The organism is Bartonella propinqua (genome assembly GCF_047263965.1).
GTDB lineage: Bacteria > Pseudomonadota > Alphaproteobacteria > Rhizobiales > Rhizobiaceae > Bartonella.
The window spans coordinates 120057-144170 of the sequence record NZ_JBLEBK010000004.1; the positions used below are offsets into that span (position 1 = coordinate 120057).

At 36.0% G+C, this 24114-nt stretch carries 15 protein-coding genes and 1 tRNA gene; 11 read left to right on the plus strand and 5 right to left on the minus strand.

What is annotated here, in order from left to right; translation table 11 throughout:
• Positions 1-364: 364 nt before the first annotated feature.
• The 10 genes from ACMFKV_RS04485 to ilvC all read left to right on the plus strand — a co-directional run bounded on the left by ACMFKV_RS04485 (position 365) and on the right by ilvC (position 12957).
• Positions 365-1159 carry a thymidylate synthase gene (locus ACMFKV_RS04485; protein WP_336288268.1) on the plus strand — a complete coding sequence of 265 codons (795 nt, stop codon included), beginning with the start codon at positions 365-367 and terminating at the stop codon, positions 1157-1159.
• On the plus strand, positions 1156-1698 hold the full coding sequence (locus tag ACMFKV_RS04490; RefSeq protein WP_413154603.1) for a dihydrofolate reductase: 543 nt from the start codon (positions 1156-1158) through the stop codon (positions 1696-1698). The genes ACMFKV_RS04485 and ACMFKV_RS04490 overlap by 4 nt, the downstream gene beginning before the upstream one ends.
• A 93-nt stretch (positions 1699-1791) precedes the next feature.
• Complete coding sequence (gene hflK, locus ACMFKV_RS04495) at positions 1792-2937, plus strand: FtsH protease activity modulator HflK (protein WP_336288306.1); 1146 nt, start codon at positions 1792-1794, stop codon at positions 2935-2937.
• A 3-nt stretch (positions 2938-2940) separates the two neighbouring features.
• Positions 2941-3876 (plus strand): protease modulator HflC, encoded by a 936-nt coding sequence (hflC, locus tag ACMFKV_RS04500; RefSeq protein ID WP_336288270.1) that lies wholly within the window; start codon positions 2941-2943, stop codon positions 3874-3876.
• A gap of 150 nt (positions 3877-4026) precedes the next feature.
• A complete protein-coding gene (locus ACMFKV_RS04505) occupies positions 4027-5529 on the plus strand; it encodes a Do family serine endopeptidase (RefSeq protein ID WP_336288271.1) in 1503 nt (500 codons plus the stop codon).
• A gap of 629 nt (positions 5530-6158) precedes the next feature.
• On the plus strand, positions 6159-7061 hold the full coding sequence (gene miaA / locus ACMFKV_RS04510; protein ID WP_413154604.1) for a tRNA (adenosine(37)-N6)-dimethylallyltransferase MiaA: 903 nt from the start codon (positions 6159-6161) through the stop codon (positions 7059-7061).
• 217 nt (positions 7062-7278) lie between these two features.
• A complete protein-coding gene (locus ACMFKV_RS04515) occupies positions 7279-9078 on the plus strand; it encodes an acetolactate synthase 3 large subunit (RefSeq protein WP_413154605.1) in 1800 nt (599 codons plus the stop codon).
• 303 nt (positions 9079-9381) lie between these two features.
• On the plus strand, positions 9382-10503 hold the full coding sequence (locus tag ACMFKV_RS04520; protein WP_413154606.1) for an ATP-dependent DNA helicase: 1122 nt from the start codon (positions 9382-9384) through the stop codon (positions 10501-10503).
• A gap of 80 nt (positions 10504-10583) precedes the next feature.
• The gene (locus ACMFKV_RS04525) at positions 10584-11318 is read left to right on the plus strand and encodes a pyridoxine 5'-phosphate synthase (protein WP_413154607.1); all 735 of its coding nucleotides are present in this window, start codon (positions 10584-10586) and stop codon (positions 11316-11318) included.
• Between the two features lie 619 nt (positions 11319-11937).
• Positions 11938-12957 (plus strand): ketol-acid reductoisomerase, encoded by a 1020-nt coding sequence (gene ilvC / locus ACMFKV_RS04530; protein ID WP_336288276.1) that lies wholly within the window; start codon positions 11938-11940, stop codon positions 12955-12957.
• An 82-nt stretch (positions 12958-13039) separates the two neighbouring features.
• Here ilvC and ACMFKV_RS04535 read toward each other — a convergent pair whose 3' ends face one another.
• From ACMFKV_RS04535 to ACMFKV_RS04545, 3 genes are all read right to left on the minus strand, one after another.
• Positions 13040-14440, minus strand: a complete 1401-nt coding sequence (locus tag ACMFKV_RS04535; RefSeq protein WP_336288277.1) for an amino acid permease — start codon at positions 14438-14440, stop codon at positions 13040-13042.
• Between the two features lie 907 nt (positions 14441-15347).
• The gene (rimL, locus tag ACMFKV_RS04540) at positions 15348-15932 is read right to left on the minus strand and encodes a 50S ribosomal protein L7/L12-serine acetyltransferase (RefSeq protein WP_413154608.1); all 585 of its coding nucleotides are present in this window, start codon (positions 15930-15932) and stop codon (positions 15348-15350) included.
• Between the two features lie 2602 nt (positions 15933-18534).
• A tRNA-Lys gene (locus ACMFKV_RS04545) sits at positions 18535-18610 on the minus strand.
• A 472-nt stretch (positions 18611-19082) separates the two neighbouring features.
• Between ACMFKV_RS04545 and ACMFKV_RS04550 the strand changes: the two genes are divergently transcribed.
• Positions 19083-20654: a TerC family protein gene (locus ACMFKV_RS04550; protein ID WP_413154609.1), complete on the plus strand. Its 1572-nt coding sequence runs from the start codon at positions 19083-19085 to the stop codon at positions 20652-20654.
• Positions 20655-21349: 695 nt separating this feature from the next.
• On the opposite strand, the gene ACMFKV_RS04555 is transcribed toward ACMFKV_RS04550, so the two are convergent.
• On the minus strand, positions 21350-22303 hold the full coding sequence (locus ACMFKV_RS04555; RefSeq protein ID WP_413154610.1) for a lysylphosphatidylglycerol synthase transmembrane domain-containing protein: 954 nt from the start codon (positions 22301-22303) through the stop codon (positions 21350-21352).
• Positions 22304-22339: 36 nt separating this feature from the next.
• A complete protein-coding gene (locus ACMFKV_RS04560) occupies positions 22340-24085 on the minus strand; it encodes a cation:proton antiporter domain-containing protein (protein ID WP_413154611.1) in 1746 nt (581 codons plus the stop codon).
• Positions 24086-24114: the final 29 nt, after the last annotated feature.

Sequence of the window (24114 nt, forward strand, 5' to 3'; positions counted from 1 at the left end):
AAGAATAGACATAAAAATCATACCACTCTACCAGATTGCCTGATGCGCTAGATACGATGGACAAAACACGTTTTCTTGTATCATTTGGTGCTAAAGCTGTTTGACTTCCCATAAAATTATTTCCCCTCTTGTACTTTTATGTATGTTTACCTTTTAAAAAAGAAGATGATTACAGTATTTATCGCGCCAAAATTTTCATTATACTCTTTAAAAACTGAAAAAGCTGATTACAGTATTTTATGACTTGCGTCAAAGTTTTAATCATATCATGATAATTTCTTGTGTGGGATGTTTAAAATTGTATTTTTATGAAATTTGTAATTTTTATTTTCTGTAATCAATAGAATCGGTCATAATACTTACTATGAAAACTTATCTTGATCTTTTATCCCATGTTTTAAATTATGGTACTGACCGCATAGATCGAACTGGTGTGGGGACGCGATCAGTTTTTGGGTATCAGATGCGGTTTAATTTACAGGCTGGGTTTCCTTTGTTGACAACGAAAAAATTGCATCTACGTTCGATCATTTATGAACTTTTGTGGTTTCTTAAAGGTGACACAAATATTGCATGGTTAAAAGAACATGGTGTATCAATTTGGAATGAATGGGCTGATGAAAAGGGGAATCTTGGCCCTATTTATGGCTATCAATGGCGCTCTTGGCCAACTCCTGATGGGCGTCATATTGATCAAATCAGTAATCTTTTGACTATGATTAAGGAAATGCCTCATTCTCGCCGATTGATTGTATCTGCATGGAATCCTGCATTAATAGAAGAAATGGCTTTACCGCCGTGTCATTGTTTTTTTCAATTTTATGTTGCTGATGGTAAATTATCTTGCCAACTTTATCAGCGTTCAGCGGATATTTTTTTAGGTGTTCCATTCAATATTGCTTCCTACGCTTTATTAACGATGATGATTGCGCAAGTAAGCGGTCTTACAGCATGTGATTTTATTCATACTCTCGGTGATGCTCATCTCTATTCTAATCATTTTGAACAGGCTAGATTACAGTTGTCTCGTGTGCCAAATACTTTGCCACTGATGCGTATAAATTCAGAGGTGAAAGATCTTTTTTCTTTTAAATTTGAGGATTTTGAATTGCTTAATTATGAAGCACAGCCGCACATAAAGGCATCAGTAGCGATATGACTTTTCCAATTTGTTTAATTGCAGCTGTTACAGAAAATGGTGTTATCGGTCGTGATGGTACGATGCCTTGGCACTTATCAACGGATTTGCAGCGCTTTAAGGCTTTAACTTTGGGTAAACCCATCATTATGGGGCGAAAAACTTGGGATTCTCTTGGGCGCCCTTTGCCAAAGCGCACAAATATTGTGATTACTCGCGATTGTACATTTACAGCAGAAGGCGCTATTATCGCTCACTCTTTGGCTCAAGCTTGCTCTATAGCAAAAGATGCAGCTATCCAAAATGGTGCAGATGCAATTTTTATTATTGGTGGAGGTGAAATTTTTCAACAAGGGTTGAATATTGCTGATAAAATATTTCTTACAGAGATTTTGGCTTCCATTGAAGGTGATAGTTTTTTTCCTGTGTTCGATAAAGAAAAATGGACTATTGTGCAGACACAATATATTCCAGACGGAGATAAAGATAGTCATCAAACACGCTTTGTGGTCTATGAGCGAGGGAATCATTCATCGTTAAATGAAAAGACTAATGAATGAAAAGACTAATGATTGTATTGTAATCAGATAAGAGGCGCCCTATAAGATCAGATAAATGATTGGTATTAATGGTACTAAGTTAAAGAGGTAATGATGCCCTGGACAAATCAAAATGGCGGTGGCCCATGGAATAGCGATAAAAGTAGATTTGGTGGTGACAAAAAGGCATCATCTAAAAATCTTTTTGGCTCTAGTGGTAACAATGGTGGTGACAATAATTCCAACCTTGATGATATTTTGCGTAAAGGACAGGATCAGCTCAAGCAATTTGGTGGTGGTGGTCTTTTTGTTTTATTGTTTTTGTTTGCTGTATTTTTTTGGTTGTACCAGTCTATTTATATTGTTCAGCAAAATGAACAAGCTGTGGAATTGCGTTTTGGTGTGCCTAAAGCAGAAGTTATTGGTGATGGTTTGCATTTCCATTTTTGGCCAATTGAGACCTATATGAAGGTACCTTTAACAGAAAAAACAATCGCGATTGGTGGTCAGTCTGGTCAGATGCAACAAAGTGAAGGTTTGATGCTTTCGAGTGATCAGAATATTGTTAATGTTAACTTTTCTGTTTATTATCGAATTTCACATCCTAGTCAATTTTTATTCAATGTGAATGATCAAGAGGGGACGGTGCGTCAAGTTGCTGAGAGTGCGATGCGTGAAGTCATTGGCTCTCGTCCTGTTGATGATGTTTTACGTGATAAAAAAGAAGAAGTTGCTGATGACGTTAGAAAGATTATTCAGTTGACAGTGGATAAATATCAACTTGGTGTTGAGATAAACCGTGTATCGATTAGTGAAGCTGCTCCTCCCACTAAGGTTGCTGCTGCATTTAATTCTGTGCAGCAGGCAGAGCAAGAACGTGGGCGGATGATTGAAGAGGGGAATCGTGTGCGTTTTACTAAGATTGGTTTAGCGAATGGAGAAGCGTCGCGCACACGGGAAATTGCAAAAGGTAAAAAGGCACAAATGGTTGAAGAAGCAACAGGACGCGCTGAGCGTTTTCAGGCTATAGCTCGTGAAGCTGCGATTTCACCAGAGGCTGTTCGTTATCGTCTTTATATGGAGATGATGGGGCGTCTTCTTTCTTCACCGAATAAGTTAGTTTTTGATCAAACAGATTCTCCAGTGGTACCTTATTTACCTCTGAATGAATTACTACAGAGAAATTTATCAGAACAAGCGAAGACAACATCAACGCATCCCGTATCGCCATTGGATTTTAGCATTTCTGGAGGACGCTAAATTATGCAGCAATCTCGTTTCTTGTTTATATTGAGTGCCGTATTGCTTGTTTTGATGGCTTTGTGGATGTCCATTTTTATTGTCTATCCTCGTCAGCAGGTGGCAATTAAGCGTTTTGGACAAATCGTTAAGGTAGAGTCTGACCCTGGTATTTATTTGAAGGTGCCATTTTTGGATAAGAAGGTTATTGTCGATAATCGGTTGTTGCGCTACGACGTGCCGACACAATCTGTACAGGTTCGTGGTGGTGCTTATTATGAAGTGGATGCGTTCTTTATTTATCGTATTGCAGATCCTAAGTTATTTTTACAGCGTATTGCATCAGGGCGTCCACACATTGCAGCGCGTGAAAATCTTGCGCCACGTTTTATTGACGCTTTGCGTGCCGTTTATGGTAAGCGAGAATTTAAAGCAGCTTTATCGGATGAACGGGGTGCGATGATGGCTGAAGTCCAGAGGCAGTTTTCTGTAGATGCTGGTTCATTAGGTATTACCATTGTTGATGTGCGTATTCGCAAAACCGATTTGACGGATGCTGTTTCAGAAGACGTATATCGGCAAATGGCAGCTGAACGTGAGGCTGCAGCAGAAAATATTCGTGCGCGTGGTCAGCAAGAGCGGGATCGTATCGTGGCAGAAGCTAATCGTGAATATGAAGAAATTGTAGCGGCGGCAAAGCGCGATGCAGAAATTACTCGTGGTGAAGGTCAGGCTGAAAGTATTCGCATTTTATTAAATGCACGGGAAACTAATCCATCTTTTTACGACTTTTGGTTAGCAATGGAACAGTATAGGAATTTGGAGCGTACACCAATGGTGATTTCACCAAATGAGACTTTCTTTTTTTATTTTCGTAATCCGCCGCAAGAAAACAGAGCGTTTTCTCCAGCAGTGAATACTGGCTTCAGTAATATTGGTTCAAAATCCGTGGAAAAATAAATGGGGCAATGGATTGCGACTGTAAGCTGTTCATGAAAGACTTAGTGTGTGTTTTTGTATGGTGAAGATATAGTGTATGTTATAAGGCTATTCTGATTTCGCATTAATGGATTTAGTGGTTCTATCTGCAGTATTGGTTAAAAATATATCATGGATAAAAATACGTCTCTGAAGCATTTTGTCACAAAAGTTATTATCTGTGTTGTTTTATTTTTATCAGGAGCAACGAATTGGTCTGCTGCTGTTCCACCCACCAATATGCCCCCCTCTATTCCTGATTTAGCTGCTGAACTTTTGAAGACAGTGGTGAATATTTCTACAGTGCAGATAATTGAAGGAACTGAACAGGATGAAAATACTTCTGTACCTGTTATTCCACAAGATTCGTTATTGCAGGAATATTTTAGTGATTTTTTTTCTCCAAAAGAAGGACAAAAAGGTAGCCAACTTCAAAAGGTACGTTCTTTAGGGTCTGGTTTTGTGATTGATGCGCAAAAGGGGCTTATCGTTACCAATTACCACGTCATTGTTGAGGCTGATGATATTGTAGTTAATTTTACTGATGGTACAAAGCTAAAAGCAAAGTTGCTCGGCAAAGATAGTAAAACTGATTTGGCGTTACTTCAAGTGGAAGCAGGAAGAAAAAAATTAACAGCTGTGCGTTTTGGTGATTCAGAAAAAGTGCGCATTGGTGAATGGGTTATGGCTATCGGAAATCCTTATGGTTTTGGTGGAAGTGTAACAGTTGGTATTGTTTCTGCGCGCAATCGTGATCTTAATGCTGGTCCTTATGATAATTTTATTCAGACGGATGCCGCGATTAATAGGGGTAATTCTGGAGGTCCATTATTTGATAGAAATGGTGAGGTAATTGGGATTAATACGGCAATTGTTTCCCCCTCTGGAGGATCGATTGGTATTGGTTTTGCCATACCATCTGATCTGGCACTTTCTGTTATCAATCAGTTGCGTGATTTTGGAGAAATAAGGCGTGGTTGGTTGGCTGTTCGTATTCAACCAGTGACAGAGGATATTGCAAAAAATTTGAAACTAGATGATGCTATGGGTGCTTTAGTTGCAGGAAAAATGAAACATACAGAGGTAGATAATAGCCAGTTGCATGTTGGAGATGTTATCCTTCGTTTTGGGAGTGTTAAGATTAAAAGCGCGCATGATTTGCCGCGTTTAGTCGCGGAAAGTCCAGCAGGAAAGGTGGTGGAGGTCACAGTTTTTCGTAATGGACAAGAAAAAACAGTAAAAGTTAAGCTTGGTCGTTTGGTTGAGACAGATATAAATGAAAATACACTGGAAGGATCTGATGATAAAAAAAGTGATGCTGTATTAAAAAGTACGGTAATGCAATTTATGGGAATGACATTATCTGAGTTGACGGATGATGTGCGCAAGCATTATTCAATTGTTGATAAGCTTAGTGGGTTGGTTGTGACATCTGTTGCGCAAAATAGTGTAGCGGATAAAAAACATATTCGCGTTGGTGAGGTAATTGTTGATATCAATCAGAGTGCAGTTACAACGATTGATGAAGTAAAAAAACGGCTTTACAAATTACGTGAAGCTGGGCGCAAATACGCCTCATTTGTTGTTGCTCGTTCAGATGGAGAATTACGAGTTGTAACGATCCAAATAGATTAGTGCTCTTCGATTTGGGAAAGTTTCATTATACGGAACGATGATGTAAGATCAGTAATTTAGAGGTATTGTTTACTCTATTTTGCTCTCTTGTTAAGAGAAAAAAGTTTACAAAAAGAGTTTGAAAGTTTTAATAAAGTTTTCACACTTTATTTTTTTGTGTGTTTTTATAAACGGAATCATTTAGCTTTTAGAAATTGTTCTCTTCATCATTAAGATGATTTATATGATGTTATGCCGTGGTTAAAAGATATCTTCCCTTTTTATATAAAAAGAGAAAATTACCTGATATAAGTGATGAGCTAGCGTTATTTTGTATAATAATTTTGCAAGTGGTATTTATTTTAGCAGTTGCGGGGTAGTTTTTTGTGGCAAATGTTTATTATAAATTGATGACCTCAAAATAAATGGATTGCTTTTATGTTTTTTGGGGAATCTTTGTTGTGCTAATTTTTATCATGCCAAAAAAAGGGTCGCTTCCATATATCCTCCTCACTTAAGTGGGCAGATATCGCTTATATTTTCACTTTGAGGATTTAACCATTCCTAATACTGAGTGTAGTGCTAGATTTTGGAGAAGTCATGGGTATTACGATAGATTGTTGATTAATGGGCATAAAAGGTTTCCATTCATGACACAAAGAACAGTCACATTGATAGCAGGTCCCACTGCAAGCGGTAAATCAGCGCTAGCGTTGAAAGTAGCGCAAGAAAAAGATGCTATCATTATTAATACTGATTCTATGCAAATTTATGATGTTTTGAATATTTTAACGGCGCGACCAACAAAAGCAGATACGACAATCGTTCCGCACTATCTTTATGGTTATGTCAATCCTGCTTTTCACTATTCAGTAGGGCAGTGGTTACGTGATGTTGATAAAATTGTAACTACATTTACGTCGAAGTCACTTATTTTTGTTGGAGGAACAGGACTTTATTTTCGTGCTCTTTTAGAAGGGATTTCAGAAATTCCTCATGTTCCAGATGTTGTGCGGCAAAAATGGCGACTTCGGCTTAATGAAGAGGGGGCTGAAAGTCTTTATCGCCAGTTATTACAGGTTGATACTCCTTTATCGGAAAAAATTTCCTCGCAAGATGGTCAACGTATTATACGCGCTTTGGAAGTTTATGAAGCGACTGGAAAAAGGTTGAGTTGGTGGCAAAAGAAAAAAACAACACCCTTGATTGCGTCAGATTGTTCAGAAAAAATTCTTCTTATTCCACCGCGTCAGTTGCTTTATGAGCGCATTAATCAACGATTTCATTGCATGATTGAGAAAGGGGCTTTAGAAGAGGTTTTTGCTATGAAAAAGTTCATGCTTTCTCCTTTATTGCCGGCGATGAAAGCTATTGGTATACGTGAGCTGATGGCTTATTTAGACGGATATAAAAGTTTTGAGGATGCTGTTGAAATAGCGAAAACACAAACGAGGCGATATGCAAAGAGGCAGATGACGTGGTTTCGCAATCAGTTTGATGAGAAATGGACACTCATTTCTTCGTATAAAGAATTGCAGAAAATTAAAAGGTAGTTCAAGAAAGAGAGAGCACTTTAAATGGAAAATTTTTAGAATGGTAGTTTTTGATTGACGATTTATATTGATGGAATTAAAGTTTTTACCATAGGGAATATCTTTCTCATGATGCGTTATGCATTGAAAATTGGGGGGTATACGATATATGCTTTTTGCGTGTAATAGGCTCCATTAGGAGCCTTTTTTATTATACTATAAAATACGAGTGGGAAAAATGACAGATCATCTAAGAGTAAAAGAGAGTGCGGACGGCACAAGAATGTCGGGAGCTGAAATGGTAATTCAAGCTCTTATTGATCAAGGGGTTAAACATCTCTTCGGTTATCCTGGTGGGGCTGTCCTTCCTATTTTTGATGTCATTTATCAACAAGATTCACTTCAGCATATTTTGGTGCGTCATGAACAGGCAGCAGGTCATGCTGCTGAAGGTTATGCACGCAGCACAGGGAAGGTAGGCGTTATGCTTGTAACTTCGGGTCCAGGTGCAACTAACGCTGTAACACCCCTGCAAGATGCATTAATGGATTCTATTCCTATTGTTTGTTTTTCTGGTCAAGTGCCAACAACGGTGATTGGAACAAATGCTTTTCAAGAGGCGAATACGGTTAGTATTACAAAATCCTGCACTAAACACAATTGTCTTGTTGAAGATGTAAATGATCTTGCGGCAGTCATTCATGAAGCTTTCTATATTGCTCAATCAGGGCGTCCAGGACCAGTTTTGGTTGATATTCCTAAAGATGTTCAATTTGCTTCGGGTATTTATAGAGCGCCTCAAATACTAACATCTATGCGTTCTTATCCGCAACCGAAAGAAAATACGAAGGCTATCGAATGTGCTGTTTCTCTTTTGGTAGAAGCAAAACGTCCTGTTATTTACTCTGGTGGTGGTGTTATTTCATCAGGTCTTGAAGCTGTGCAGCTTTTGCGTGAGTTGGTTCAATTAGGGGACTTTCCGATTACTTCAACATTAATGGGACTTGGCGCTTATCCCGCTTCTGGGAAAAATTGGCTTGGAATGCTTGGGATGCATGGAACTTATGAAGCGAATATGGCTATGCACGATTGTGATGTTATGTTGGCTGTTGGTGCACGGTTTGATGATCGTATCACTGGGAGACTTGATGCGTTTGCGCCTTATGCACGTATTATTCATATTGATATTGATCCTTCTGTCATCAATAAGATAGTGAAAGTGGAGGTTCCTATTGTGGGCGATGTGGCTTATATCTTAGGAGATATGATGCAGCGTTTGTGTATGCGCCAACCAATATTTAAGAACGAAAGCCGTGATGTATGGTGGGCACAAATTAATCGCTGGAAATCTCGGAATTCATTAGCATATGCAAAGAAAAAAGATGTTATTATGCCACAATATGCTCTTGAACGACTTTATACTCTTACTAAAGATGCGAACGCTTATATCACAACTGATGTTGGGCAGCATCAGATGTGGGCTGCACAATATTATCATTTTAATCAACCCAATCATTGGATGACTTCTGGTGGTCTTGGAACTATGGGTTATGGCTTGCCTGCTGCTATTGGTGTGCAAATCGCACATCCTGATGCGCTTGTTTTATGTGTTTCTGGTGATGCTTCAATTCAGATGAATATTCAAGAGCTTGCAACAGCAGTTCAGCATAATGCACCTGTGAAAATTTTTATTTTAAATAATCAGTATATGGGCATGGTTCGCCAATGGCAGCAATTACTGCATGGCAATCGTCTTTCTCATTCTTATACAGAATCAATGCCTGATTTTGTTAAGCTGGCGGAAGCTTACGGAGCGGTTGGTATTCATTGTTCCAAACCAGATGAGCTTGATGATAAAATACAGCAGATGATTAACTGTGATAAGCCAGTTTTTTTTGATTGTCGTGTTCATAATTTAGAAAATTGTTTTCCAATGATTCCGTCTGGGTGTGCGCATAATGATATGTTGTTGCCTGATGAGGCTAACGGTGAAGCAGTTGCGAATGCTATTCCTATTGAAGGACAGTGTTGTGTATAAGGTATTTGTAGTTACGTATATGATTTAGCGGCAGCTTATATGCAAATTTTTTAAGTTTACTGTGTGTATCAGTTTTGCTGTTTGTATGTTGTTGTAGAATAAAATATTTTGATCAATAAAAATGAAATTTGATCCAGATGGTTGCACAAGTTTACGTGGGTGCAAATTTTTAAATTATGGAAGCATTGTAAGAGTGGTTGGATGTCCATGTACCAAAAAATTTTAATGACAAAGATTTTTGTTGGTATTTGCTTTGTTTTCAAAATACTTGCTCTTTTTATGCGAATCTTATTTTGATAAATTATGCAGTTTTCACCGGAACAAGATAATGCATTGAAGGCTGTTGCTGCATGGTTAAAGGATGGGCGTTCTCCTATTTTTCGTCTCTTTGGCTATGCGGGAACGGGGAAGACAACACTTGCTCGCTATTTTGCGGAAACAGTTGATGGCTCTGTTCAGTTTGCTGCGTTTACAGGTAAGGCAGCACAGGTTTTGCGTTCTAAAGGTGCGAGCAATGCCTGTACTATTCATTCATTGATTTATTGTCCACGTGGAGAGGAAGAAGTTGCCGATGAGGTTACAGGGAAGAAATCTGTTGCGCCTACATTTGCACTAAATCGAAGAAGTTCGGCAGCACAGGCTAAGCTTATTATTATCGATGAGTGTTCAATGGTGGATGAGCAATTAGGGCGTGATTTAATGAGCTTTCGGACGCCAATACTTGTTCTTGGTGATCCAGGTCAGTTGCCTCCGATATCAGGAGGTGGTTTTTTTTCCAATGGTACGCCAGATTTCCTTCTTTCAGAAATTCACCGACAAGCGCGTGATAATCCGATTGTTCGTTTAGCAATGGATGTGCGTGAAGGGCGTGATGTTGCTTATGGTGACTATGGGAGAGCTCGTGTTGTTACGCGTAAAGAAGTGGATCAACAATTGGTTTTGGATGCTGATCAGCTTTTGGTAGGAGTTAACCGAACACGTCACCTTTATAATAAGCGTTTGCGTGAGTTGAAGGGATTTACGGCAGATTATCCACAAGCGGGTGATAAACTTGTGTGTTTGCGCAATGATCCCGCTAAGGGCTTGTTGAATGGTTCTTTATGGAAAGTCATGACTTCACAGAAGGAAACTGTGAAACCGGGTATTAATCTTCTCATTAAGCCAGAAGAGAGTGAGCGTGGAGTGGTGAAGATTAAGCTTTTAAAAGCAGTGTTTGAAAATCCTGATAATGAAATTTCATGGCAATTGAAAAAAAGATATGATGATTTTGATTATGGATATGCATTAACTGTTCATAAAGCGCAAGGATCTCAATGGGATAATGTGGTTTTATTTGACGAAAGTTTTGCATTTCGTGACATGTATGCACGCTGGCTTTATACTGGAATTACACGTGCGGCAGAGCATTTGACAATTGTTCGATAGAAAAAAATATTTTTATTGTTTAAGATTATGCTGGGGTATGTATCTTTTTTCTGCCTTTAAAATTATATATGGGAATGTGCATGATGGTCAAACTCTCGGTTAATCTCAATGCTGTTGCTGTTTTGCGTAATCGGCGTAATCTTCCATGGCCTAATATCAAAAATATTGGGCATATAGCGCTCACAGCTGGCGCAGCAGGTTTGACGGTTCATCCACGACCAGATGAACGACATATTCGTTTTGCTGATTTACCAGACATACATTGTTTAATTACTAGTGCTTTTCCTACTGCAGAGTTTAATATTGAAGGTTATCCAAGTGATACGTTTTTGGATTTGGCAGAAAAGTATGCCGATCAGATTACTCTTGTCCCTGATGATCCAGCTCAATCAACTTCTGATCATGGTTGGGATTTTATTCATAATGCGGAATTTTTGATGCCCATTGTTCAGCGCTTGAAAGAAAAAAAAATTCGTGTATCGTTATTTGCTAATCCTGTTACAGATGGTCTTGATATTGCTAAAGCGATTGGTGCTGATCGTGTAGAATTTTATACTGGACCTTATGGTGGTGCGTTTAAAGATAAGACAAAACAAGAGCAGGAATTGAATAAACTTATTTTAGCGGCAACAAAAGCCAAAGAGCTGCAATTAGGTGTTAATGCAGGTCATGATTTGACAATTACTAATCTTCCTGCTCTTGTTAATCATATTCCTTGGCTTAATGAAGTTTCCATTGGTCATGGGCTTATTGCCGACGCATTGGAATATGGAATGCGTGAGACTGTTCAGCGGTTCATCCGGTTATTGTCATAATCTTTTTTAAGAACAGTTTTGCATATGCTTAAGATAAATGACATTGTGGTACTATTTGGCTGATTATTTATTTAAAATCTTTATTCTTTTGTGTGGTTTAGTGCATTAAATATTTTTGTAGAGATGCTCTTAGTTGTGAAGATGGTTAATGAGATCTTCTTATATGGTCTTTAAAAAGAAATAAAGATAAAGTTTTAAAAATATTGTTTTTATTTAAAATAGTGCGCAAGATTGTGTGAATGATATTTTTCTTGCTATCCGCTTTAATTTGGTTCATGCTCGAGGGACTGCATGGTGTATTTTAATTTTAGGGATATAAGGGTTTATTACGTAGAGCGAAGAGTATAAAGTATATATTCTTCTTCACAATTTTATCTTGTATGATACATCATTTTGAACAGCGGGTAAAATCTATCCTTTTAGATTTAGATACGTTTTTGCAAGGTTTGGGGGGGGTCGTATTTTTTTATGCAATATGTAAAGACTATTCAATTGCGGTAGTGTTATGAATAATTGACTTTGTTATTTATTATGCACGAAGTGATGATGAGAAGTTTGACTTTTATTCAATAAAAATATCTAAAATTTAGCTTAAATATAAATATAAGGAAGTGTTTTCATGGATATTTATTATGATCATGATGCGGACATTAATTTAATTAAAGAACAAAAAGTAGCTATTGTTGGTTATGGTTCACAGGGGCGTGCGCATGCCTTAAACTTAAGAGATTCTGGTGTTCAAAATGTGCAGATTGCTTTGCGTCCAGATTCGGTGACAGCTAAAAAAGCTATTGCAGATGGCTTTGAGGTTGTCAGTGTTGCTGAAGCGGCAAAGTGGGCAGATCTGATTATGATGGCAACACCTGATGAGTTGCAGGCTGATATTTATAAAGAGCATATTCATGACCATTTACGTGATGGGGCAGTGATTGCTTTTGCTCATGGTTTAAGTATTCATTTCGGCTTAATTGAAGCTAAGAAAACAGTTGATGTTGTAATGATTGCTCCCAAAGGTCCAGGTCATACACTTCGCAATGAATATCAACATGGTGGTGGCATTCCTTGCTTGATTGCGGTTGCGCAAGATGCTTCGGGACATGCTCATGATATAGCGTTATCTTATGCGTGTGGTATTGGTGGTGGGCGCGCTGGTATCATCGGAACAACCTTTAGAGAAGAATGTGAAACAGACCTTTTTGGTGAACAAGCTGTTCTTTGTGGGGGGCTTGTTGAACTTGTTCGTGCAGGTTTTGAAACATTAACAGAAGCAGGGTATGCGCCAGAAATGGCTTATTTTGAGTGTTTGCATGAGGTTAAACTTGTTGTTGACCTTATGTATGAAGGTGGCATTGCAAACATGAATTATTCGATTTCCAATACAGCTGAATGGGGCGAATATATGTCTGGTCCACGTGTAATTACTAATGAAACTAAAGCAGAAATGAAGCGTATTTTGAAAGATATTCAAACGGGTAGGTTTACATCGAATTGGATTCAAGAATACAAGGCTGGTGCTGCTCATTTTAAAACTATGCGACGTTTAAATGACCGTCATCCTATTGAAGAAGTTGGAAAAAAACTTCGTGCAATGATGCCTTGGATTAAATCTAACGCTTTGGTTAATAAAGAGCGTAATTAAATTTTTTATTTTTAAACGTATATACTAAATAATAAAGGGTAACAAAAGTTACCCTTTATTAGTATATTTTTATATACAAATTTTATTTTTTATCTTTGATAAAGTTCTTTTTTGCAAATATTAAATACATCGCGCCTAAGAAGATAAACCATAATGGAATATATTTTAAGGCTATTAGAGTATCAGTTTCTAACGTCAACAAGAAGATTATGAAAGCAAAGAACGCTAAAATTGCCCAACATACGATAACGCCTCCTGGCATTTTATAGATGGAAGTTGCGTGTTGTGCAGGACGATTATGACGATACATAATATAACTAATTAAAATTACAGACCATACAAATATAAATAAGATCGATGCGATAGTGGTTACAATTGTAAACGCATGTATAACACTCGAAGATAGCGATGAGACTGTGTATCCTAATAAAATACATATGCAAGAAAAGAGTAACGCATTGGCTGGAACACGGTTACTGGAAAGTTTTTCAAAAAGACGAGGTGCTCCTCGTTTAGTTGCAAGCCCATACACCATGCGGCTGGTAGAAAAAATACCACTATTGGCGGAAGATGCTGCTGATGTAAGAACAACAAAATTTACCAAGCTAGCAGCTATTGGAATGCCAATAAGCCAAAACATTGCAACAAATGGGCTTTTGTCTGGAATAACTTGGTCCCAAGGTGTAACTGACATAATCACAATGAGAGAAAATATATAAAATAGTACAATACGAAGAGGTATTGAGTTAATTGCCATTGGTAGAATTTTTTTAGGTTCTTTGACTTCAGCTGCAGTTGTTCCAGTAAGCTCGATGCCGACAAAAGAAAAAAGAGCAATTTGAAACCCAGCAAAAAAACCTGTAAGCCCTCTAGGAAAAATATTTCCGTCGTTCCAAACGTTACTGAGAGAGGCAACAGTGCCATTTGGAGAGGTAAAGCCTGTACAAATCATAAAACATCCAACAATAATTAATGCTAATATTGCTATGATTTTTATGAGACCAAACCAGAATTCAAGTTCACCGAATAGTTTTACTGCTAAAAGATTAAACATTAAAAAGAAAATAACACAAATGAAAGCAATTCCCCATGCATTGAGTGAAGGCCACCAAAAATGTGTATAATTTATGATAGCAATAATCTCTGCAGTTCCAGTTACAACCCAGCATAACCAATAAGTCCAGCCAATAAAAAAACCAACTCCTGGTCCTAGCAGATCAGCGGAAAAATCAATAAAGGAGCGGTATTGTATATTGGAAAGCAGTAATTCTCCCATAGCGCGCATCACAAAATAGAGAACACAGCCGATAATAGCGTAAACTAATATAATTGAAGGACCTGCAACACTAATTGTTTTTCCTGATCCCATGAAAAGACCTGTTCCAATAGCGCCACCAATGGCGATGAGTTGCACATGGCGAGTATCTAATCCACGTTGTAGTTTGCTGCGATGATTTTCGTTGGAATTTTGTTTATAATCCATTTTTGGGAGGTTCCCTTTAATTATTAAAACTAAAATTACTCAAAAAAAGGTAATTCCTTCTATGGAAGCATGTTAAGAGTGAGTCGTAAAGGAGAAAAATATTTTAATAATTCTTATGATTTCAAATAAATTATTTTTGAAACCTTTAGAACGCAATAATCATGTGGTACAATAAAGTAACTACAAAAGGGATGTTTCGTCTACTCATTTAGCTGTTTATGCAGTGTTGTTTCCCAAAATTATGGGAGTTGACGTTGAGGAAATAGATAAAAATTTTTCTAAAAAGCAAAATCATAACAAAGATAGAGATTATTCTTCTGATTTTACAAGGTTTTTGGAACAAACAAGGTATTACAAATTAATTGAATCTAGGGTACAAACTTTAGAGAATATAATATTATGTATTGCATAATATATTATAGCAAAATGCAATTTTGTGTAGAAGAAATTATTGCGATCATTCAATGTGTGTTTCAAGTATGAATTCTAAAAGAAATTCGGTGTATAGCGAGTCAAGCTATTCAAGCGTTTTGTTTGTTAGTGAAGTGAGTTAAAGTTTTTATAACTCTTATGGTGCAAGATAAAGCTACCCTATTAATACTGTTTAATTTACTATGCAGAACAAAGAGCATCTTTTATTGAATGTGTGAAGATAGCTAAGATCTAAGATTTAATTCTGTAAACAGTTTATCTCCAGTACTTTGTATATGACTGATGGACATATTGTTGTCTTAAGGTGCAAAATAACGGTATGATATCGTAATCTTTTAGATATAAAACTGATTATTGCAAATTTTTGTGAACATTGAAGATTTCTATAACTTAATTTTTTAAGTGTTTATTAATCAAATTTATAATCATGATATTTATAAATATACTTTAGTTATAATCGCTTACGGTCAATTTATCACATATTTGGTGAAATCCAGCTGTAAATATTTTGATCATGAAAAATTCCATTTAAATATTCCGCCTTTCTAAGTGTTCCTTCATATATAAAGCCACAATGCTGAGCAACTTTATTGCTTTTCTGATTTACAGTGGAGCATTTGATTACAAAGCGCTTTATAATACAATGTGATGCATAGTAATCAATTAATGTTTTAATCGCACGTCTGATAATTCCTTTACCCTGCGCTCTTATATCGAGCCAGTATCCAATATATGCGGTTTTATTTCCTTTATCGATGCTATTAAAAGAAAGCAAACCCACTGGGTTGTTATTAAACAAAATAACGTATGTTTTACTCTCATTATTTTTATGTGCGCGTAGACATGAGTTAAGAAAATTGGATGTATCGTTTTCATGGTTTACGAAGCTTGGCCAAGCCATAAATTGGCTGAAATATTCTCTGTTGAAGTTGATAATCTCATAAAGAGTGGGAGAAAACTTTTCAGATGCTACTGTTAACATGATATTTTCATCAACATACAGATTTGTATCTCTATGCAGTAAATCCTTAAAATCGGTAGATGGATCAGAAGAAATCATTTTTGTGATTAGCACTTTTCTTTTTATTTAGGCACGATCAATAATTTTCTGCAAATCCACCTGCTGGCTATTTGAATGTCATAGACATCTTAATTACTGATAAGAAAACTTTTCCTGATTTCCAATACGGGATAACCTAGAAAATATATACGGTCATTCTCGAGGCAACTAAAGTCAGAAAATATTTGCTCATTTTTACTTGATTTACTTTCTGAAAAGCCTAACGGAGTTAGTGCATCATGTCAACTATCAGCAAGAATCTAATTGATACTAAGATTAGTCTGTATGGTTTGAGTACAGTGGTGGCATTTATAACTCAAAGCTTTATCAATTATAAAGCCACTATTTTTACTCAAATATTGATCCAGTTCAAAAATGATTTGCCATTTTTGTGGTGATTTTTAAGAGTTTCTTTCAAGCTAAAAAATATAATTTAGTATCAAAAGGTACAAAATTTTCTGATAAGCTACAGGAAAGCAACATACTTTTTATGATGGAAAAAAATTTAACTTATTGATTTTATTTATTAATGATGAGTTTGTTGAACAAACAATTCGCTGGCAAAAAAAATCACATATTTTTTCTATGTAATCCGAAAAAGCAATTTATATTTGTTGGGTAAAGAAGCTTTGATTCAGCAAATTAAAAAATTTTAAAATACTATGTTATTGCTTTCTTACAATAGAAGCTTGATTAAAAAGATGCGTTAATATTTTTTGGTAATTTAGCAAAAAAGCTACCGGCATTTAATGATATACAGAAGATTCTATGGATCTATGCTTTATTCACTGAAATCTCCAATTTTGATATTTGTTTAATTTCTTTTTTTAAGAAAGGTTAATTAATTGAATGACAAAAACATATGCTCACATTGGGATAGTGCTGTAGATATTTGTAGAGTAGTGCGTATTTACAGTATTTAAATTAAGCTTATTCTTTTGCTTGTTTTTCTTTTTTGTAAAGCAAGATGAAGAAAACTACAATAGTAGCAAGTATATTCTGGATAGGTATATAGACTTAAAATGATATATCATGAACATCTATTCTTATAGATAGATATAGATCAAGGATGAGGCGATAAGAGATCCCATTAAAAGTTGCTTAAAGTTTTCCTTAATGTTCAGGATTACAATACAGTTGAAACAAAAAAATAGAAAAAGTTCAATTTGAAAGCTCGAATCCAATCATGAAATAAACAGGTGCAACAATTAAAATATTTGCATTTTCTGATAGCATGATAAGCTCTATAGCCATAATAGCGAATAAAGTAGCTAGCGGCTTTTTCTTGATAAAGCTTGATAAAGTATCGGAGCAAAAAGTGTGCCCGTAAATATGCCCAATGAATTATAGTGCTTCAAATATCGCAATAGCTTTGGTATCAGTATTCAATATTTCTCGTGTATAAGAAACGAGAACTATAGGGGTTGTCATAGTTATCGTCTGGATGAGGTAAGGTATAAAAAGTGCTGGGTTTTGTCTAAAATAGCTGAATGATGAGATATAGCTATTCCACCAGCTTTGTTAGTTTTGGCTTTCATTTTGTACAGTTTTAGGTATTTTCATTAGAAGACTAAAAAAAACTGCAAAAAATATACTATACCTATCAAAAAAGTTCCTTTTGTTTTTGCATATGAGAGTATAAATTCTACTTAATCCGATGTCCCTATGATGGTGCTAAGCTCATAAATCATATTGATTGTTGTGCTCGCATTGATCAGGTGTTTCTTCGAAATGATGTTTTGGATGTAAAAAGATAGTCGATGGTATATAAAAAGAGATAAAAATATTTAAGAAAGCACACAACAACGTCAATTTTATTGCTATGTTTAAATGCCCTAATATTTCCCAATTCGTGATAATCAAACCTCTAACAAGATTTGAAATGATAATCTGCATTTTAGGATTATTTATCTGTTAATACACCAAAATAGGTGTGAAAATAATGCTGAGAATCTATAAAAAACGTCATGAGTAGCTATGTCACTGATTAAATTGGTTTGATTGTAAACGAACTATGACAGAGCAATATAGTTTAGCTCATTTTCAAATGTGGAACATAAATCATTTATGGTAAAATAAAGAAACATTTGGTTATCAAATAACGCTAAACATTTTTTAAAATTTGAAGCTAATGTATAATTTTCTTTCAATTTCATTCAATATGCAGTTTAATATCTTTAAAGATATAGTTTTTACAATTTTGTGCGTTCATCTACTGAATTGAGGAATATAATTTTAGTATTTTAGAATTTAAGATAGATATTTTATTTTGAGACATTGTTTACATTTTCTTAAGAGGTAAGATCCATGAAATCTCTACCGTGACGATGGATAACAGATTGATGCTATAGCTGTATAGAAAAAATTTCTTTAAAGATAATCTATCAATTATCACGAATCAGTATTATCAGCTATTAATAGTTCATCCCTATATTCCTGTCTAAAATTGGATATCAAACTGATATTTTATTGTGTTAGCCATTCAAATATTATTGCCTTTATAAGCCTCCCCATAGTTTCATTTGGGTGGCGCGATAGAGCATTCAGCAGGTAAAAACACTTTTTTATGGTTGAAGGAAAATTGCTAATTTATTGATTTTATTGGTGGGTGATGAGGGGATCGAACCCACGACCCGCTGATTAAGAGTCAGCTGCTCTACCAACTGAGCTAATCACCCACTCATTCTTAAAAGATAGGAACGAGTGGCTCTATAACGCTCTTGAGGAAAGATGTCTAGATGGTTTCGTTATTTTTTGTATAAAACAGTAGAAATTATAGCTCAATTGGTTGTACAGTTAAAATATGCTACTGCCTCTTGATCTTATACAAAAACAGAACCATTATAGAGGTCTCTATAAATAAATGTTCTGATTATAAGTTGGAACTGTAGTTGGAGGATCGTCGAGCGTAATGCCCGAGCAAAATTCAGAAAAACCTTCTTGTGGTTGCAAGCGGTATAATTTGCCGTTCTATTTTATAAGTTTTATCAATAGTCATGTGCATTTATTACGTAATGCCATGTGTTTTTCTGCTTCTAAACTTAATCTGATGTTCAATGTTTTTGATCAATTGTGCGAATGAAAGCTCATGAATTTGTTTTCTCAGCCGCACGCATTTAAGCTTTTCAAGACGCTTTTAAAGGGTGAACTATGATGGAATGGATCGCTGATCCCAATGCGTGGTTTGGCTTGGTTACGTTAATTTTTCTCGAAATTGTTTTGGGAATAGATAACCTTGTTTTTATTGCGATTTTAGCCGAAAAACTGCCTTTGCATTTGCGTGATCGCGCACGCTTGATAGGTTTAACCTTAGCATTAGTTATGCGACTTTTTCTTTTGACGGTTATTGGATGGGTGATGAATCTCGAGACAATGATTCTTTCTATCTCGTCCTTTATGTTTAGTTGGCATAGTTTCATCTTGATTGGTGGTGGAGCTTTTTTGCTGGCAAAAGGAACACTAGAATTACATGAAAGGTTAGAAGGTGCCACGCATGAAAAAGAGACAGGTGTTACTTATGCCGTTTTTTGGCAGGTAATTGTTCAAATCGTTGTACTTGATGCAGTGTTTTCCCTTGATAGTATTATCACTGCAACAGGTATGATTGCCAAAGAGCAAGCAATGGTTATGTATGTAGCAGTGATCGTTGCTATGGGTGTGATGATGTATGGATCTGGCACTCTTATGCGTTTTATTAATCGTCATAATACTATTGTCATTCTTTGTCTTGGTTTTTTGATGATGATTGGCTTTACTTTGATTGTTGAAGGATTTGGCTTCCATATTCCAAAAGGGTATTTGTATGCGGCTATAGGCTTTTCTGTTCTCATTGAAGCTTTTAATCAAATTGGACGTCATAATCGTGAAAAAATGATTACAACAAATGATTTACGTAACCGAACAGCTGATGCTGTTTTGAGGCTTTTAGGGGGTGGAAAAAAGGACGGCAATCTTAGTGAAACTGTGGATGTGATTGTTGAGCAGGCTGCAGCTTCTGAAATTTTTCGACCAGAAGAAAAGGAGATGATTCGTGGTGTTCTTGATTTGGCAGATCGTCCTGTCCGCTCTATTATGTCGCCACGTAATGAGATTGAGTGGTTAGATTTAAATAGTGATGAAAATGAAATGCGTGAAGAGTTGCAACAAGTTAAACATAGTCGCTTAATTCTTGCACGTGAAAAAGTGGACGAATTTGTTGGTGTTGCTTTGACCAAAGATCTTCTTTTGAGTTTGGCTGAGGGCAAAAAGATCAATTGGAAAAAAGCTATGCGTGAACCACTCGTTGTTCATGAAAATACAAGCGTTTTACGATTGATGGAGCAATTACGGCGTTCTTCGATTCAGCTTGCAATTATTGTTGACGAGCATGGATCTTTTGAAGGAATTGCAACGCCGACAGATATTCTTGAAGCTATTGCAGGGGATTTTCCTGATGATGATGAAGAACAACCTGTGGTAGCAGAACAGCTTGAAGATGGAAGTTTTCTTGTTGAGGGATATGCGGATATTCGTCGTTTAAGTGGTTACCTTGAGCGTAATCTTGTTGATGAAGCAGATCGTTATACTACTCTAGCAGGATTTATGCTTTGGCGTTTTGGTCATTTGCCCAACGAAGGTGAAAGCTTTGAATCTGATGGTTTGCGTTTTAAAGTTATAGAAATGGATCGCCGAAATATATCTAAAATTCTTATTTCTCGACTTGTTTTGCAGGAAAAAAACTAGTAATTCGCGCTAAATAAAAGAGAAAAATTTATCACTATTATTATAGAAAGTTGGAAGCTGATGAGGGAGTGGCTGTTTGGTTATTATTTTAAAAACTATTTTTAATGAAAGATTTTAAAGTGCGTAGTGATAAATATGCGAAAGCATTTAAGTTTAGTGGTTTTTTTTATGATAAAAAAGAGCTTTAATCGATAGTCAGCATGGGAATTTGAGGAAAAATAATGCAGAGTCATTTGTAAATGAAATAATAATCACGTGTATACTTTTTTGTGTTTTTTTAATATAACAAATTTTCTGAAATTATTGTTTGTATTTTGTGTGATTGTTTACGAAGCTTATTTTTATTCCTTCTTTAGCTAAAAGCGTTACAATGTGTATTATACTACAAAATAGTGATTAAATATCTGCATTTAAAATCCAATGAAGGTTATAGAAGTTGTTACTTTTCCGCATAGTTTTTATTAGGTAAGTTTATGGATAGATTTTTAAAGAAAAATTAAAATATTAAATATTGCTACATATTTTTAAAAGGGAGTTTTTGTAGAAATAAAGGTATTGCAAGTATAAAATTTATACTAAAGCTAAAGAAGATCACGGTGAGGATAATAATTGCATTAATTTCCATGTAAAATCGAAGATGATACCATTATTTATTATTTGTGTGTGCAAAAAGAATAATGGAGATATGTCCTTTTTTATTTAGGTGATGCCTTTTGTATTCGTTTCCGATATTGCTGAAATTCAAAAATTGCTACAACGAATAATGAGAGGATAAACGGTATAATCAAATAAAGCATTCTAAATACAATAAGCGCTGCGATAATATCAGTTGGATCTGTATTGGGCATACCTGTTATGAATAGGGCTTCAAGAACACCAACCCCTCCTGCAGGGGCATTAGAAAGAATGGTTATAGTAAACGATGCAAGAAAAACACCAAGAACAGAAATAAAATGAATATCTGCGTTATGCGGAAGTACAGCGTATATAATTCCTGCTGCTCCTAAAAGTTCTAGCGGGCTAATGAGCAGCTGCTGAATAACAATTTTCAGCTGGGGGTAAGAAAGTTGAATTTTCTTGCCTAAACGTAAAGGTTTTAACTGAAGCCAGCTGCCAAAAATGTAAAGTGCTATGCAGATGAGTAAAATTGCACCAGCCATCGTACCAAGCCATTCAGGAAGATCTTTATGAATGAGAGTGATAATTTCAGGCTGCAGAATCAAAACGATACCAAAAAGTAAGATTGTGCCTATTATAAAAGTAAAAGAGCAAAATCCTACTAATATTGCGATTTCTGTCCCACTTAATCCTTTCATTTTATAGGCGCGATAGCGCACAATTGCACCGGAAAAAACTGAAGCACCGATATTGTGTGAAAGTGCATAAGTGGTAAACGAACATATAGCGATGAAAACCCAAGAAATTTTATGACCGAGATGTTGCAAGGCAATTCTGTCATACCCAGCGAGAGCAGCATAAGCTATCAGAGAACATAAACAGGCTAATAGCCAGTGCTGTGCATTCAAATTACTTAGGCGTTCTAGTACATCATTGAAAGAAATAGCAGATAACTTGATATAAAGAATACGGATAGATATTAGCATTGCTAAAATACCAATAAATGGCCATATAAATTGCTTTATTTTCATGCTTTGTCATCCGCTTTTTGTTTGTATTTATGCTTTTTATAAACTTAATTCATGGTTACTTGTATGTGATAAAGATCGTTGTCCAGTTACATGTTCAATAACACCATTAGCGATTTCATCATCATCAGTTACTACAATATCTGCACCTAAATCAATGAGATAGGCTGTTTCTGTATTGGATAGTGCGTGAGTGATGATTGGGATATCTTTCTTAATATCACGTATATTTGTTATACATTGCCCTACTTCAATACTGTTGCGCATTGTAATAACAACTTTGCATGCGTTATTAATATTGGCTGCGTTTATTATTTCTTGTTGTATGATATTGCCGCAAATTGCCTCGATTCCATCTGTAATTGCTTTATCAGCAAGGCGTCTTGATTCTTCCACTACTATTACAGGTTCACCTTTCTTCATTAAGGATAGTGCAACATATTTACCAATACGACCATAACCAATAACGACAATATGATTGATTTTTGAAGTAATTGGCACGAATTCTTGGTCAGAATCCTCTGGATCAATATTAATAATTGTTTGTGTATCTTGTAAATTTGCAGAAAAATTTTCTAGATATTTTTTAATTTTGTCACAGACGGTGAAAACAAAAGGATTGAATAAGATAGAGAGAATTGCGCCTCCAAGAATTAAGTCATGAGCATCGTTATTTAAGAGCCCAAAATTCAAACTCAGTCCTGCAAGAATAAAAGAAAACTCTCCGATTTGTGCGAGGCTAGCAGAGATGGTTAAAGCAGTTTTATTAGAGTAACCAAAAGCTTTAACGATGAAGAAGGAAACAATAGATTTTCCTAGTATGATAATTAATAACGTTGCGAGGAGAGGAAAAAAGTTGGTCAATATTTTTCCTGGATCAAATAACATGCCTACAGAAACAAAAAAGAGAACAGAAAATGCATCTCGCAATGGTAAAGATTCTTCTGCTGCACGATGACTGAGTTCTGATTCACTCATAACCATACCTGCAAAAAAGGCACCAAGAGAAAGAGAAACACCAAATAAATGAGCAGCTCCAAAAGCTACTCCTAGTGCAATTGCAAAGACACTGAGACGAAATAATTCACGTGACCCTGATTGTGCACTTACTTTTAGTAGCCATGGAATAACGCGTCTCCCAATAACAAGCATGAGAGCGATAAATACAATAACTTTTAAGATGGTAAGACCAAAAATTCCTTTAATATCTAAGTCTAGCCATTGAACAAGAGGATCAATAGCTTCTTTTTTTGTATTACCAAAGATGGCTGCTAGTGACGGTATGAGAACAAGTATAAGAACCATAGCAAGATCTTCAATAATCAACCAACCTACAGCAATACGTCCTTTTTCTGTTTCAATAAGATGGCGTTCTTGCAAAGCGCGCAGCAGGATAACAGTACTTGCTGTTGATAAAGCTAAACCGAAAACGATGCCGCTGCTAAATCCCCACCCCATAATCAGGCTGAGCAACAAACCTAAAAAAGTAGAAAATGCCATCTGTGCAATAGCAGCAGGGATAGCAATAGCTTTGACAGATAAAAGATCTTTTAATGAAAAATGTAGTCCAACACCAAACATTAGCAAAATTATACCAATTTCAGCAAGTTGGTTGATAATAATGGAATCTATTTCAAATCCGCCTGTATTGGGCCCCACAATAACACCCGCTAATAAGTATCCCACAAGTGGTGAGATGCGCAAACGATTAGCAATCATTCCCAAAAGAAATGCTAAACATAAACCCGCAACAATAGTTGTAATAAGTGGCGTATCATGGAGCATAATTATCTACGATTCTTTTCAAAAAAGTG

What these genes read in the sequence shown, in the direction of transcription:
- ACMFKV_RS04520 (WP_413154606.1), top strand. Translation starts at nt 9,382, where the DNA reads ATGCAGTTTTCACCGGAACAAGATAATGCATTGAAGGCTGTTGCTGCA.
- rimL (WP_413154608.1), bottom strand. Translation starts at nt 15,932, where the DNA reads ATGATTTCTTCTGATCCATCTACCGATTTTAAGGATTTACTGCATAGA.
- ACMFKV_RS04515 (WP_413154605.1), top strand. Translation starts at nt 7,279, where the DNA reads ATGACAGATCATCTAAGAGTAAAAGAGAGTGCGGACGGCACAAGAATG.
- miaA (WP_413154604.1), top strand. Translation starts at nt 6,159, where the DNA reads ATGACACAAAGAACAGTCACATTGATAGCAGGTCCCACTGCAAGCGGT.
- hflK (WP_336288306.1), top strand. Translation starts at nt 1,792, where the DNA reads ATGCCCTGGACAAATCAAAATGGCGGTGGCCCATGGAATAGCGATAAA.
- ACMFKV_RS04555 (WP_413154610.1), bottom strand. Translation starts at nt 22,303, where the DNA reads ATGAAAATAAAGCAATTTATATGGCCATTTATTGGTATTTTAGCAATG.
- ACMFKV_RS04550 (WP_413154609.1), top strand. Translation starts at nt 19,083, where the DNA reads ATGATGGAATGGATCGCTGATCCCAATGCGTGGTTTGGCTTGGTTACG.
- ACMFKV_RS04525 (WP_413154607.1), top strand. Translation starts at nt 10,584, where the DNA reads ATGATGGTCAAACTCTCGGTTAATCTCAATGCTGTTGCTGTTTTGCGT.
- ACMFKV_RS04535 (WP_336288277.1), bottom strand. Translation starts at nt 14,440, where the DNA reads ATGGATTATAAACAAAATTCCAACGAAAATCATCGCAGCAAACTACAA.
- ACMFKV_RS04490 (WP_413154603.1), top strand. Translation starts at nt 1,156, where the DNA reads ATGACTTTTCCAATTTGTTTAATTGCAGCTGTTACAGAAAATGGTGTT.
- ACMFKV_RS04505 (WP_336288271.1), top strand. Translation starts at nt 4,027, where the DNA reads ATGGATAAAAATACGTCTCTGAAGCATTTTGTCACAAAAGTTATTATC.
- ACMFKV_RS04485 (WP_336288268.1), top strand. Translation starts at nt 365, where the DNA reads ATGAAAACTTATCTTGATCTTTTATCCCATGTTTTAAATTATGGTACT.
- ilvC (WP_336288276.1), top strand. Translation starts at nt 11,938, where the DNA reads ATGGATATTTATTATGATCATGATGCGGACATTAATTTAATTAAAGAA.
- hflC (WP_336288270.1), top strand. Translation starts at nt 2,941, where the DNA reads ATGCAGCAATCTCGTTTCTTGTTTATATTGAGTGCCGTATTGCTTGTT.
- ACMFKV_RS04560 (WP_413154611.1), bottom strand. Translation starts at nt 24,085, where the DNA reads ATGCTCCATGATACGCCACTTATTACAACTATTGTTGCGGGTTTATGT.